This is a genomic window from Kitasatospora phosalacinea (assembly GCF_030268885.1).
GTDB lineage: Bacteria > Actinomycetota > Actinomycetes > Streptomycetales > Streptomycetaceae > Kitasatospora > Kitasatospora phosalacinea_C.
Genome location: NZ_BSSA01000005.1, coordinates 262,325 through 276,252 on the forward strand (window position 1 = coordinate 262,325; position 13,928 = coordinate 276,252).

The following is a 13,928-nucleotide window of genomic DNA, read 5'->3' on the forward strand; positions in this document are numbered from 1 at the left end:
GGAACCGGTGGTCGCCCCCCAGCGGCTGCTGCCCGGCGCCACTCCCGCCCCGGCCCGCGCCGCGTCCTGGCCGGGCGGTTCCGCACCCGCGCGCCACCCTCGACTCCCCGGCCCCGCCCGGCCGGAGTCCCCGCGGCCCGCGCTGCTGCGCGCCGCTCCCGCCCCGGCCGCACCCGCGTCCTCCCCCTCCCCGCGTCCCTCCCCCCGACTAAAAACAAGCACGCGTGCTTGCTTTGTCCCCGGCTTGCTGCCACGCTCGGTCGCGACCGGACACCCACCGGCCCGGCCGCAGCCGTGAACGGCGTTCGGGCGCAGCGGAGTTGGGGAGGAGAACCGTGCTGCGGATCGGCAATGCCTCGGGGTTCTACGGGGACAGGTTCGGGGCGTTCCGCGAGATGCTGGCGGGCGGGCCGCTGGACGTGCTGACCGGCGACTACCTGGCCGAGTTGACGATGCTGATCCTGGCCCGGGACCGGTTGCGCGACCCGTCGCTGGGGTACGCGCGGACATTCCTGCGGCAGGCCGAGGAGTGTCTCGCCGAGGCGCTCGACCGCGGGGTGCGGATCGTGGTGAACGCGGGCGGCCTGAACCCCGGGCGGTTGGCCGCGGCCCTCGGCGAACTCGCCGGGCGCCAGGGCCTGCGGCCCCGGATCGGTCACGTCACGGGCGACGAACTCCTGCCCAGGGCCGAGGAGTTCGGCTGGACGGGGGAGGACCGGCGGCGTCCGCTGCTGGCCGCGAACGCCTACCTGGGGGCCTTCGGCATCGCCGAGTGCCTACGGGCCGGGGCGGACGTGGTGGTGACCGGCCGGGTGACGGACGCGGCCCTGGTGGTCGGTCCCGGCATCGCGCACCACGGCTGGACCCCCGAGGACCTGGACGCCCTGGCCGGGGCGGTGGTGGCCGGGCACGTCCTGGAGTGCGGGGCGCAGGCCACCGGCGGGAACTACGCCTTCTTCACCGAGCACGACGTCGACCACCCGGGCTTCCCGATCGCCGAACTGCACGCCGACGGCAGCAGCGTGATCACCAAGCACCCCGGCACCGGCGGCGCGGTGACGGTGGAGACCGTCACCGCCCAACTCCTGTACGAGACGGGCGGGCCGCGCTACCTCGGGCCGGACGTCACGGCCCGGTTGGACACCGTGACGCTCACCGCGCAGGGCCGCGACCGGGTCCGGATCGACGGGGTGCGCGGCGAGGCGCCGCCCGCCACCCTCAGGGTCGGACTGAACCGGCTCGGCGGCTACCGCAACGAGCTGGTGTTCGTCCTCACCGGGCTGGACACCGAGGCCAAGTCCGCCCTGGTGCGACGCCAGTTGACCCGCGCCCTGGCCGCCGACCCGAGCACTGCTCCGCCCACCGGCCCGCCCGCCGAACTGCGCTGGACCGAGACCCGCACCCACCACCCGGACGCCGACACCGAGGAGCGCGCCAGCACCCTGCTCCGGCTCACCGCCCGCGACCCGGACGAGCACCGGGTCGGCCGCGCCCTCACCGCCGCCGCCGTCGAACTCGGCCTGTCCGGCTACCCGGGCTTCCACCTCACCGCCCCACCCGCCCGGCCCAGCCCCTACGGCGTGTTCGAGACGAGGGAGGTGGACCGCCGGGCGGTCGACCACACCGCTCACCTGCCCGACGGCACCCGCATCCCCGTCCCCCCGGCGCCGACCGTCACCACCCGCCAACCAGCCCTCCCCGCACCGTCGTTGCCCCGCCGCCCGCCCCCGGGCCGACCCGCCGCGCCCCGCTCGGCCTGGTCGCCGGGGCCCGCAGCGGCGACAAGGGCGGCGACGCCAACCTCGGCGTCTGGGCCCGGACCGCGGCCGGCTGGCCCTGGCTGGTGCACACCCTCACCATCGGCAAGCTCCGCGAACTCCTGCCGGAGACAAGTGAGTTGACCATCGAGCGGCACCTGCTGCCGAACCTCCGGGCGGTCAACTTCACCCTCCACGGCCTGCTCGGCGAAGGCGTCGCCGCCCAGCACCGCTTCGACCCGCAGGCCAAGGCGCTGGGGGAGTGGCTGCGCTCCCGCCACCTCGACGTCCCGGAAACCCTCCTTCCGTTCACCCCGCCCCCTCCGCCGCACACCCCACCCCCGCTGCCGCACGCCCCGGAGGCCCCGCAGTGACCGTCCTGCCCACCCGGCTCGACCCGGCCGGGGCCGAGTACGCGGCCCACCGCGCCGCGATGCTGGCCAAGCTCGCCGAACTGGACGCCGAGCACGCCAAGGCACTGGCCGGTGGCGGCCCCGCGTACCTCGAACGGCACCGCGGTCGGGGAAAGCTCGCGGCCCGCGAGCGGATCGAGCTGCTGCTCGACCCGGACGCGCCGTTCCTCGAACTCTCGCCGCTCGCCGCCTGGGGCAGCCCCTACCAGGTCGGGGCGGGGCTGGTCACCGGCATCGGCGCGGTGGCGGGCACCGAGTGCGTGATCACCGCCAACGACCCCACCGTGCGCGGCGGTTCGTCCAACCCGTGGACGCTGCGCAAGGCCCTGCGGGCCAACGAGATCGCGCTGCGCAACCGGCTCCCGCTGATCAACCTGGTCGAGTCCGGCGGTGCCGACCTGCCCAGCCAGAAGGAGGTGTTCGTCCCGGGCGGCGCCCTGTTCCGCGACCTGACCAGGCTGTCGGCGGCCGGGATCCCCACCGTGGCCGTGGTGTTCGGCAACTCCACGGCGGGCGGCGCGTACGTGCCGGGCCTGTCCGACCACGTGATCATGGTGAAGGAACGGGCCAAGGTGTTCCTCGGCGGCCCGCCGCTGGTCAAGGTGGCCACCGGCGAGGAGTCCGACGACGAGTCGCTCGGCGGCGCCGAGATGCACGCCCGCACCTCCGGCCTCGCCGACCACCTCGCCCTCGACGAACCCGACGCGCTGCGGCTGGCCCGCCGGGTCGTCCACCGCCTGCACTGGCGCAAGTCGGGCCCGGCGCCCAGCAGTTCGTACCGGCCGCCGGAGTACCCGGAGGAGGAGTTGCTCGGCATCGTCCCCGGTGACCTCAGGACGCCGTTCGACCCGCGCGAGGTGATCGCCCGGATCGTCGACGGCTCCGACTTCGACGAGTTCAAGCCCCGTTACGGCACCGCCCTGGCCACCGGCTGGGCCACCCTGCACGGCCACCCGGTCGGGGTCCTGGCCAACGCCCGGGGCGTGCTGTTCAGCCAGGAGTCGCAGAAGGCCGCCCAGTTCATCCAGCTCGCCAACCAGCGGGACCGTCCGCTGCTCTTCCTGCACAACACCACCGGCTACATGGTCGGCCGGGAGTACGAGCAGGGCGGCATCATCAAGCACGGCGCGATGATGATCAACGCGGTGGCGAACAGCACCGTCCCGCACCTGTCCGTCCTGATGGGCGCCTCGTACGGGGCGGGGCACTACGGCATGTGCGGCCGCGCCTACGACCCGCGCTTCCTGTTCGCCTGGCCGAGCGCCAGGTCCGCCGTGATGGGCCCGCAGCAACTCGCGGGTGTGCTCTCACTGGTGGCCCGCCAGTCCGCCGCCGCCAAGGGGCAGCCGTACGACGAGGAGGCCGACGCCGCGATCCGGGCCGCCGTCGAGCAGCAGATCGAGGCCGAGTCGCTGCCGGTGTTCCTCTCCGGCCGCCTCCACGACGACGGGGTGATCGACCCGCGCGACACCCGCACCGTCCTCGGCCTGTGCCTGTCCGCGATCCACAGCGCCCCGGTCGAGGGCGCCCGCGGTTACGGCGTCTTCCGGATGTGACCACCAACAGCCTTGGCCAGGAAGGAAACTGACGAGTGATCAGCTCACTGCTGGTGGCCAACCGGGGCGAGATCGCCCGCCGGATCCTGCGCACCTGCCGCACCCTCGGCATCGCCACCGTCGCCGTGTACGCCGACCCGGACGCCGACGCCCGGCACGTCCGGGAGGCCGACAGCGCCGTCCGGCTGCCCGGCACCGCCCCCGCCGACACCTACCTGCGCGCCGACCTGCTGGTCCGCGCCGCCCTCGACGCCGGGGCCGACGCCGTCCACCCCGGGTACGGGTTCCTGTCCGAGAGCGCCGAGTTCGCGCAGGCCGTGCTCGACGCCGGGCTGTGCTGGATCGGCCCGCCGCCCGCCGCCATCGCCGCGATGGGCTCCAAGACCGCCGCCAAGCGCCTGATGGCCGCCGCGGGCGTCCCCGTCCTCACCGTCGGGCCCGAACCCGCCGCCACCGACCTGCCGCTGCTGGTCAAGGCCGCGGCGGGCGGCGGCGGACGCGGCATGCGGGTGGTGCGCACCCTCGCCGAACTCCCGGACGCCCTGGCCGCCGCCCGCGCCGAGGCCGCCGCCGCGTTCGGCGACGACGAGGTGTTCTGCGAACCGTACCTGCCCACCGGCCGCCACCTGGAGGTGCAACTGCTCGCCGACGCCCACGGCACCGTGTGGGCCGTCGGTGACCGCGACTGCTCGCTCCAGCGCCGCCACCAGAAGGTGATCGAGGAGGCCCCCGCCCCCGGCCTGGCCCCCGAACTGCGGGAGCGCCTGCACGCGGCCGCCACCGCCGCCGCCCGCGCCGTCGGCTACCGGGGCGCGGGCACCGCCGAGTTCCTGCTCGCCCCCGACGGACGCCTCGCCTTCCTGGAGATGAACACCCGCCTCCAGGTCGAGCACCCGGTCACCGAGTGCGTCACCGGACTCGACCTGGTCGCCCTCCAACTCGCCGTCGCCGAAGGCGAGAAGCTCCCCGCCGACCCACCCCCCACCCGCGGCTGCGCGATCGAGGCCCGGCTGTACGCCGAGGACCCGGCCCGCGGCTGGCAGCCCGCCACCGGAGACCTCCACCACCTCGAACTGCCCGGCGCCGACGTCGAGTTCGCCACCCTCCCGACCCCCGCCGGACTGCGTCTGGACGCCGGAGCCGGCCCCGGCGACCGGATCACCGCCCACTACGACCCGCTGCTCGCCAAAGCCGTCGCCTGGGCCCCCACCCGGGCCGCCGCCGCCCGCCGCCTCGCCGACGCCCTCGCCCGGGCCCGCCTGCACGGCCCCGCCACCAACCGCGACCTGCTGGTCCGCGCCCTGCGCCACCCCGACTTCCTGTCCGGCCGCGTCCACACCGCCCTGCTCGCCGACCACCACGCCGAACTCACCGCCCCCGACGGGAAGTCCGCCCCGCTGGCCGCCCTGGCCGCCGCCCTCGCCGACGCCGCCGACCGCCGCGGCCCGCTGCGCCACCTCCCCTCCGGCTGGCGCAACCTCCCCTCCCAGCCGCAGACCAAGCGCTACCGCACCGCCGACGGCACCGAACTCGACGTCCGCTACCGCCTCACCCGCGACGGACTGCGCGCCGACGACCACCCCGACGTCCAACTCCTGCACGGCGCACCCGACGCCGTCGAACTGGCGGTCGGCCCGCTGCGCCGCCGCTACCGGATCGCCCGGTACGGCGACCGGGTCTTCGTCGACGCCCCCACCGAGCACCACGCCCTCACCGCCCTCGACCGCCACCCCGTCCCCACCGCCCCGCTCGCCCCCGGCGCCCTGCTCGCCCCGATGCCCGGCACCGTCGTCCGGATCGACGCCCGGCCCGGCGACCGGGTCACCGCCGGGCAGGTGCTGCTGCGGATCGAGGCGATGAAGATGGAGCACCGCATCACCGCCCCCGCGGACGGCACCCTCACCGACCTGACCGCCACCCTCGGCGGCCAGGTCGAGGCCGGAGCCGTCCTCGCCGTCGTCCGCCCCACCACCGACCCCGTGTGAAACCGACTCGCGTGAAACCGACCTGCGTGCAACCGACCCGCGTGAACCCGTCCCCGGGAGGACCCGCCGTGCCCGCACCGCTGATCGACACCCAGGAACAGCACGACCTGCGCGCCGTCGTTGCGGCCCTCGCCGCCCGCTACGGCCGCGACTACTTCCAGCGCAAGGCCCGGGCCGGCCAGCCCGTGCGCGAACTCTGGTCCGAGGCCGCCGGGGCGGGCTACCTCGGCGTCAACCTCCCTGCCGAGTACGGCGGCGGAGGTGCGGGCATCACCGAACTCGCGGTCGTTCTGGAGGAGTTGGGCGCGGCAGGTTGCCCCCTGCTGATGCTGATCGTCTCCCCGGCGATCTGCGGCACCGTCATCGCCCGCTTCGGCACCGGGGCGCAGAAGCAGCGCTGGCTGCCCGCCCTCGCCGCCGGCACCGCCGTCATGGCCTTCGGCATCACCGAACCCGACGCGGGCTCCAACTCCCACCGCATCTCCACCACCGCCCGCCGCGACGGCGCCGACTGGCTGCTCAGCGGCCGCAAGGTCTTCGTCTCCGGCATCGACCAGGCCGACGCCGTCCTCTTCGTCGCCCGTACCGAGGACGCGCGCACCGGCCGCCTCCGGCCCGCCCTGTTCGTCGTCCCGCGCGACACCCCCGGCTTCGAGTACCGGCCCATCCCGATGGAACTGACCGCCCCCGAGCGGCAGTTCCAGGTCTTCCTGGACGAGGTCCGGCTCCCCGCCGACGCCCTGGTCGGCGACCAGGAGTCCGGCCTGCTGCAACTCTTCGCGGGCCTCAACCCCGAACGCATCATGACCGCCGCCTTCACCCTCGGCATCGCCCGCCACGCCCTCGCCACCGCCGCCTCCTACGCCCGCACCCGCACCGTCTGGGACCGCCCGATCGGCGCCCACCAGGGCATCGCCCACCCGCTCGCCCAGTGCGCCATCGAGGTCGAACTCGCCCGCCTGATGACCCGCAAGGCCGCCCAGCTGTACGACGCGGGCCAGGACCGGGCCGCGGGCGAGGCCGCGAACATGGCCAAGTACGCGGCGGGGGAGGCCGCCTGCCGCGCCGTCGACCAGGCCGTCCAGACCCTCGGCGGCAACGGACTCACCCAGGAGTACGGCCTCGCCGCACTGATCACCGCCACCCGGGTCGGCCGGGTCGCCCCCGTCAGCCGGGAGATGATCCTCAACTACGTCGCCCAGCACACCCTGGGCCTGCCCCGCTCCTACTGACCGTGACCGGGCCGCCCGCACCGAATAACGGCTTCCACCCGCCCGGACGGTGGTGATAGACAGTCCACCGTGTCCAGTGATCATGACTTCCCCGCCCTGCTGAGCCTGCTCGACGACCGCTCCGCGGCCTTCCGCGAGGCCCTCGCCACCGCCCCCGCCCTGGACGCCGAGGTCCCGACCTGCCCCGAGTGGACGCTGCACGAGCTGGCCCAGCACCTCGGCCAGGGCCAGCGCTTCTGGGCCGCGATCGTCACCGCCGGAGCCTCCGAGACGCCCCCGCCCCGTCCCACCGAGCCCGCCCCCGCCGAGCGGGAGGCCCTGATCTCCTGGTTCGCCGCCTCCACCGACCAGCTCCTCGACGCCCTCCGCGAGGCCGGCCCCGAAGCCCCCTGCTGGACGTGGTGGGAGCTCGCCCAGTCCCCGCAGAACGCCCTGGCCGCGGCCCGCCGCCGCCTCAACGAGACCGCCGTCCACACCTACGACGCCCAGCTCGCCGCGGGCACCCCCGCCGCCGTCCCCGCCGAGGTCGCCCGCGAGAGCGTCGACGAGTTCCTCCACACCTGCTGCTCCACCACCGTCGCCTGGCCCCACACCCCCGCCACCCTCGCCTTCCAGGCCACCGACGGCCCCACCTGGCACCTCACCCTCTCCCCGTCCGGCGCCCACGCCACCCGCACCCCCACCACGTCCCCCGACGCCACCATCCGCGGCACCGCCGCCGAGATCCTCGCCGTCCTCCACGGCCGCACCCCCATCGAAGCCCTCCCCGTCGAGGGCGACCCCGAGCCCTTCCACCAGCTCTACGCCTGGGAACCGGAGGCATGAGGGCCCCGTCACGAGAGCCCCGTCACGAGAGCCCCGTCAGGGGCTCGGGGAACGGCGAGTCCGAGCTGCTGGTGGCCGGAGCCCATCGAAGGTCCGTGCTGCTTCGGGCCGTCTGAACGGAACCCGAAGCCAACGGCACGCACCGGCAGTGCACCGCCAGCAGCCCCGAGCCCGCCGTTCCCCGGGCCCCTGATCGCACCCCCGTCTGCCGAAAGGTGATCCCCGTGAACGACGCCGACCTCGCCCGCCGGGCCGCCGACCTGGGGGCGCAGGTGGTCCGCAGCACCCCCTGGGAGCGCGTCGCCCGCGAGGACAAGGGCGGCGGCGACTTCGCGACCGCCGCCGACCTCGCCGCGGAGCAGGTCGTCCTCGGCCTGCTGCGGCAGGCCCGCCCCGGCGACGCGTTCACGGGCGAGGAGAGCGGCCCCGCCGGAGACCGCGGAGCCCCCCGCAAGTGGCTGGTCGACCCCCTGTGCGGGACGCTCAACTTCGCGGTGGGCACCCACCTGGTGGCCGTCAACGTCGCCCTGCGCGAGCACGGCCGGACGACCGCCGCCGCCACCGCCGACCCGTACACCGGCGAGACGTTCTGGACCGACGGCACCACCGCGCACCTGCGCCGGGACGGCCGCGACACCCCGCTCGTCCCGTCGGCCGGCTCCCGGCTGGTCGACCTCAACCTGGACCCGCCCTACCCGAACGCCCCGGCGCTGCGGGTCGCGCGACTGCTCACCGACCCCGACTTCGAACGGGACTTCCGCCCCCGGGTGGTCTCCACCACCCTCGCGGTGGCCTGGGTCGCGGCCGGCCGCCGCGCCGCGTACGTGACGGACGGGCACCTGGCGGACAGCGTCCACTTCGCGGCGGGCATCGCGCTCTGCGAGGCCGCGGGCTGCACGGTCACCGACCTGCGCGGTGCGCCGCTGCACGGCGGAGCGGGCGGCCTGATCGCCGCGGCCGACCCGGAGACCCACGCCCGCCTGCTCGACCTGCTCTCCCGCCAGGAGCGCCCCTCCGCACCCGCGTAGGCCCGTCGCGCCCCCACCCGTCGCCCGCCCGCCGGGCCCCGTCCGCCCCCGCCGCACAGCCCCGTCACGCCCCCCGCCCGCCCGTACGCCCGTAAGCCCGTCACGCGCCCTGGCGGCGGACCCGGCCCCCCGGCACGCTGGCAGCCGCGCCCGCACCCCGCGGGCGCGACCGCCGAGCCGCCGGAGGCCCGCATGGTGTTCCACAGCGACTACCCGCCCGTCGCCCCGCTCGACCTGCCGGTCCACGAGGCCGTCCTCGGCGGCTGCGCCACCGGCGAGCACGCCGACCGCCCGGCGCTGGTGGACGGGCTGACCGGCCGGAGCACCAGCTACCGGGAGCTGGACGCGGGCAGCCGCCGCCTCGCCGCGGGGCTGGCCGAGGCGGGGGTGGGCCGGGGCGACGTGGTGGCGCTGTTCAGCCCGAACTCGACCGCCTACCCGCTGGCGTTCTACGGCACGACCCGCACGGGGGCGACCGTCACCCCGGTGAGCTCGCTCGCCACCCCGTCCGAGCTGGCGGGCCAGCTGCGCGACAGCGACGCCCGCTGGATCGTCACCACCGCCGACCTGCTGCCCGTCGCCCGGCAGGCGGCCGCCGAGCACCCGGTCGCCGAGATCTTCGTCTGCGACGCGGCCGCGGGCCACCGCTCGCTCGCCGACCTGGCCGCCACCGCCGCCCCCGAGCCGGAGCCGCGGATCGACCCGGCCGCCGACCTGGCCGTGCTGCCGTACTCCAGCGGGACGACCGGCCTGCCCAAGGGCGTGATGCTGACCCACCGCTCGGTGTCCACCAACCTCGTCCAGGTCGACGCCCTGCTCGGCCCGGCCCCGGGCGAACGCGTCCTGGCGGTGCTGCCGTTCTTCCACATCTACGGCCTCACCGCCCTGCTCAACCGCCCGCTGCGGGCCCGCTCCACCGTGGTGGTGCTGCCCCGCTTCGACCTGGAGCAGTTCCTGTCGGCGATCCAGCGCCACCGGATCGAGGCGGTGTACGTGGCCCCGCCGATCGTCCTGGCGCTGGCCAAGCACCCGCTGGTCGACCGCTTCGACCTGTCCTCCGTGCGCTACGTGCTCTCCGCCGCCGCCCCGCTGGACGCCGAGCTGGCCGCCGCCGCGGCCCGCCGCCTGGGCCTGCCGCACCTGCTGCAGGGCTACGGCATGACCGAGCTCTCCCCGGTCACCCACGTCGTCCCGCCCGGCGAGCCCCACCCGCCGGTCGGCACCGTCGGCCGCCTCGCCCCCGGCACCGAACTGCGGGTCCGCTCGCTGGACGCCCCGCACCGCGACCTCGGCCCCGGCGAGGACGGCGAGCTGCTGCTGCGCGGCCCGCAGCTGATGGCGGGCTACCTCGGCAAGGAGTCCGACACCGCGGCGACCGTCGACCCGGAGGGCTGGCTGCACACCGGCGACGTCGGCCGGGTCGACGCCGAGGGCTGGCTGTTCGTGGTCGACCGGGTGAAGGAGCTGATCAAGTACAAGGGCCACCAGGTCGCCCCGGCCGAGCTGGAGGCCCTGCTGCTCACCCACCCGGGCATCGTCGACGCCGCCGTCGTCGGCGTCCCCGACGCCCACGGCGCCGAGCACCCCAAGGCGTACGTGGTGCCCGCGTTCGGCTGCGAGCTGGCCGAGCAGGAGGTGGTCGAGTACGTGGCCCGCCGGGTCGCCCCGTACAAGAAGGTCCGCGAGGTGGAGTTCCTGGAGGCGGTGCCGAAGTCCGCCAGCGGCAAGGTCCTGCGCCGCGAACTGCGGGCCCGGGCGGCGGAGCGGGAACGGCGGCCGGACGGCGGTGCATAGGATCGGTGGCACGCGGCCCGCCCGCCGCCCGGGCCCGAACGCGCCGACCAGGAGCCGCCGATGACGACCAGCCTCCCCGCCGCCCGCACGCCCCGGCAGGACCGCAGCCGGGCCACCCGCCGGCGGCTGCTGGAAGCGGCGGTGGAGTGCCTGGCCGAGCTCGGCTGGAACGGCTCCACGGTGCTGGTGGTCGCCGAGCGGGCGGGCGTCACCCGCGGGGCCGCCCAGCACCACTTCCGCACCCGCGAGGACCTGTTCACCGCCGCCGTCGAGCACGTCGCCGCCGAACGCCTGGCCGCGGTGCTGGCGCGGTCCGAGCAGCTGCCGCCGCCCGGACCGGCCCGCACCGAGGCCGTGGTGGAGATGATCGTCCACCTCTACACCGGCCCGCTGTTCCGCGCCGCGCTGCACCTGTGGGTGGCCGCCGCCACCGAGCAGCCGCTGCGCGAACGCATCGTCAGCCTGGAGAACCACGTGGGCCGGGAGGCGCACCGGGCCGCGGTCGAGTGCCTGGGCGCGGACGAGTCCGCCACCGGCGTCCGGGAGACCGTCCAGGCCACCCTCGACCTGGCCCGCGGCCTGGGCCTGGCCAACCTGCTCACCGACGACGGCCCGCGCCGGGCCGGCGTCGTCCGCCAGTGGTCGCGCCTGCTGGACGCCGCGCTCGCCGGGTGACACCGCCCCGGAACGGTCCGTGACCGGCAGTTGGGGGTCGCACCCTTGCCCGAACCGGTCCGAATCGAGCACACTCGCATCTCCGGTCCGACGGCCCGCACGACCACCAGTCGCCAGCGCCCGGCGGGCCGTGCAGTCTGGTGGAAGCCGGAACGACCGGCAGAACCGGGGAAGGTACCGGGCAGGTGGCCAACTGAGCACGCACGGGTTCGAACACAGGCCCGGCCGCGACGCGGCGGGCGCCGCTTCCGCGCGCCTGGCCGGGCACCGCCTGGTCCCGCTGGCCACCGCCCTGGTCCAGGAGGACGGCCGGGTGCTGCACTGGAGCCAGGAGGCCGAGGCGCTCACCGGCTGGAGCGCCGAGCAGGCCATCGGCGCCCACCCCGTCCAGCTGCTGCTGCCCGAGCAGGACCGGGCCGCCGCCGAGAAGCTCTTCGAGCGCCTGGTCGCCGGACGCGGCTGGACCGGCACCCACCCCGTCCGCCGCCGCGACGGCTCCACCGTCGAGCTGGAGTTCCACACCTACCCGATCGCCGGGCCCGACGGCCGCACCCTGCTGCTGGCCACCGCCTCCGACACCGAGGCCCTGCACGAGGTCGAGTCCGACCTGGCGATCCTGGACGGCTTCTTCGACCAGTCCCCGATCGGCCTGGCCGTCTACGACACCGAGCTGCGCTTCGTCCGGCTGAACGAGGCGCTCGCCCGGATCAACGGCCTCAGCGCCGAGGAGCACCTCGGCCGCCGGATCTCCGCCGTGCTGCCCGGCATCAACGCCCACGAGATCGAGAACGTGATGCGGCAGGTGATCGCCACCGGCAAGCCCGTGGTCGACGCCCGCTCGCACGGCCGCGTCCCCGGCGACCCGCGCCGCGACCGGGCCTGGTCGGCGTCCTACTTCCGGCTGGAGGACTCCACCGGCAAGGTGCTCGGCGTCTCCTCCTCCATCATCGACGTCACCGAGCGCTTCCAGGCCGAGGCCCGCGCCTCCCGCGCCCAGGAGCGGCTGACCCTGCTCGCCTCGGCCGGCGCCCGGATCGGCACCACCCTCGACCTCAAGCGCACCGCCGAGGAGATGGTCGAGGCGATCGTCCCGAAGTTCGCCGACTTCGCCACCGTCGACCTGCTGGAGCCCGTGCTGCGCGGCGAGGAGCCCGCCCCGATCCAGCCCGACCGCCCCATCCAGGTCCGCGCCGTCGCGGTCGGCGAGGCCTACGGCTCCGGCCTGACCGGCGCCGCCGACGCCGTCGGCGGCACCACCGAGTACGGCCCGCACCGGGTCTACGCCCAGTGCCTGCGCAGCGGCCGTCCGCTGCTCAAGCCGCACGTGGACGAGGAGGTGCTGCGCGGCCTGGTCCCCGACCCCTCCCGGGTCGCCCCCGGTATCGCCGCGGGCATCCACTCCTACCTGCTGGTGCCGCTGATCGCCCGCGGCATGGTGCTCGGCGGCGCCGAGTTCGTCCGCACCCGCAATCCCGAGCCGTTCGGCGCCGCCGACGTCTCGCTCGCCGAGGAGCTGGTCGCCCGCACCGCCCTGGCCATCGACAACGCCCGGCTCTACCGCCGCGAGCGCGAGACCGCCCTCACCCTGCAGCGCAGCCTGCTGCCGCAGGAGATCCACCGCACCCTGGGCCTGGAGATCGCCCACCGCTACCTGCCCTCCAGCGTGGTCAGCGAGGTCGGCGGCGACTGGTTCGACGTCGTCCCGCTGTCCTGCGGACGCGTCGCCCTGGTGGTCGGCGACGTGATGGGCCACGGCATCCGCGCCGCCGCCACGATGGGCCAGCTGCGCACCGTCGCCCGCACCCTGGCCACCCTCGACCTGCCGCCCGAGCAGGTCCTCGGCCGCCTCGACGAGACCGCCTCCGCGATCGGCGAGGGCCAGTTCGCGACCTGCGTGTGCGCCGTGTACGACCCCGTCGACCGCAGCGTGGTGATCTGCTCGGCCGGCCACCTGCCGCCCGTCCGGGTCGACCCCGACGGCACCGCGCACGTCGTCGACCTGCCGCCCGGCGTCCCGCTCGGCATCGGCGGCGGCGCCTTCGAGTCGGTCGAGTTCACCCTCCCGCCCGGCGCGACCTTCGCGCTCTACACCGACGGCCTGGTCGAACGCCGCGGCCGCGACCTCGACGAGGGCATCGACCTGCTCGCCCGCACCCTCGCCGCCCCCGGCCGCACCCTGGAGGAGAGCTGCGACGCCGCGCTCTCCGCCCTGGTCACCGACGGCACCGAGGACGACATCGCCATGATCATGGCCCGCGTCCTGCCCGTCCCCGCCGACCGGATCGCCACCCTGCTGCTGCCCAGCGAGGGCCCGCTGCCCGCCCGCGCCCGCCGCTTCACCCGCGCCACCCTGGACGCCTGGGGCCTGTCCGCGCTCACCGACTACGCCGAACTGGTGGTCAGCGAACTCGTCACCAACGCCCTGCTGCACGCCGACGCCCCGCGCCGCCTGCGGATCTTCCGCGACCGCACCCTCACCCTGGAGGTCTCCGACGCGGGCGGCCGCGGCATCCACCTGATCAGCGAGCTCGCGCACCGCTGGGGGAGCCGCCCCACCAAGCACGGCAAGGTGGTCTGGGCGGAGATCGAACTCCCGTACCGGGCGGGCTGACACCCGCCCGGGCGCGACCGCTCGCCCGGTGCGCCGCGCTGACGGAGAGTCG

8 protein-coding genes and 1 pseudogene are annotated in these 13,928 nt (G+C 75.7%); all 9 read left to right on the top strand.

The genetic code is table 11. The features are described 5' to 3' along the window. Positions 1 to 395 precede the first annotated feature (395 nt). Positions 396 to 2,131, top strand: a pseudogene (locus QSK52_RS10505) (acyclic terpene utilization AtuA family protein). Then, entirely contained in the window at positions 2,128 to 3,726 is a 1,599-nt protein-coding gene (locus QSK52_RS10510; RefSeq protein ID WP_285735680.1) for an acyl-CoA carboxylase subunit beta, read from the top strand. The pseudogene QSK52_RS10505 and the gene QSK52_RS10510 overlap by 4 nt, the downstream one beginning before the upstream one ends. Before the next feature lie 35 nt (positions 3,727 to 3,761). After that, complete coding sequence (locus QSK52_RS10515; protein WP_285735681.1) at positions 3,762 to 5,711, top strand: acetyl/propionyl/methylcrotonyl-CoA carboxylase subunit alpha; 1,950 nt, start codon at positions 3,762 to 3,764, stop codon at positions 5,709 to 5,711. Between the two features lie 68 nt (positions 5,712 to 5,779). After that, positions 5,780 to 6,943, top strand: a complete 1,164-nt coding sequence (locus QSK52_RS10520) for an acyl-CoA dehydrogenase family protein (protein ID WP_285735682.1) — start codon at positions 5,780 to 5,782, stop codon at positions 6,941 to 6,943. 69 nt (positions 6,944 to 7,012) lie between these two features. Beyond that, positions 7,013 to 7,768 carry a maleylpyruvate isomerase family mycothiol-dependent enzyme gene (locus tag QSK52_RS10525; RefSeq protein ID WP_285735683.1) on the top strand — a complete coding sequence of 252 codons (756 nt, stop codon included), beginning with the start codon at positions 7,013 to 7,015 and terminating at the stop codon, positions 7,766 to 7,768. Between the two features lie 224 nt (positions 7,769 to 7,992). Beyond that, positions 7,993 to 8,796 carry an inositol monophosphatase family protein gene (locus QSK52_RS10530; protein ID WP_285735684.1) on the top strand — a complete coding sequence of 268 codons (804 nt, stop codon included), beginning with the start codon at positions 7,993 to 7,995 and terminating at the stop codon, positions 8,794 to 8,796. 195 nt (positions 8,797 to 8,991) lie between these two features. Then, positions 8,992 to 10,590, top strand: coding sequence for an AMP-binding protein (locus QSK52_RS10535; protein WP_435053216.1), 1,599 nt, complete (start codon positions 8,992 to 8,994; stop codon positions 10,588 to 10,590). 60 nt (positions 10,591 to 10,650) lie between these two features. Next, positions 10,651 to 11,265: a TetR/AcrR family transcriptional regulator gene (locus tag QSK52_RS10540; RefSeq protein WP_285735686.1), complete on the top strand. Its 615-nt coding sequence runs from the start codon at positions 10,651 to 10,653 to the stop codon at positions 11,263 to 11,265. Between the two features lie 130 nt (positions 11,266 to 11,395). Beyond that, positions 11,396 to 13,876: a SpoIIE family protein phosphatase gene (locus tag QSK52_RS10545; RefSeq protein WP_285735687.1), complete on the top strand. Its 2,481-nt coding sequence runs from the start codon at positions 11,396 to 11,398 to the stop codon at positions 13,874 to 13,876. The last annotated feature ends 52 nt before the right edge of the window (positions 13,877 to 13,928 follow it).

Bases quoted from the DNA above. Each gene is read 5' to 3' on its own strand.
- QSK52_RS10540 (WP_285735686.1), top strand. From the start codon at position 10,651: ATGACGACCAGCCTCCCCGCCGCCCGCACGCCCCGGCAGGACCGCAGC.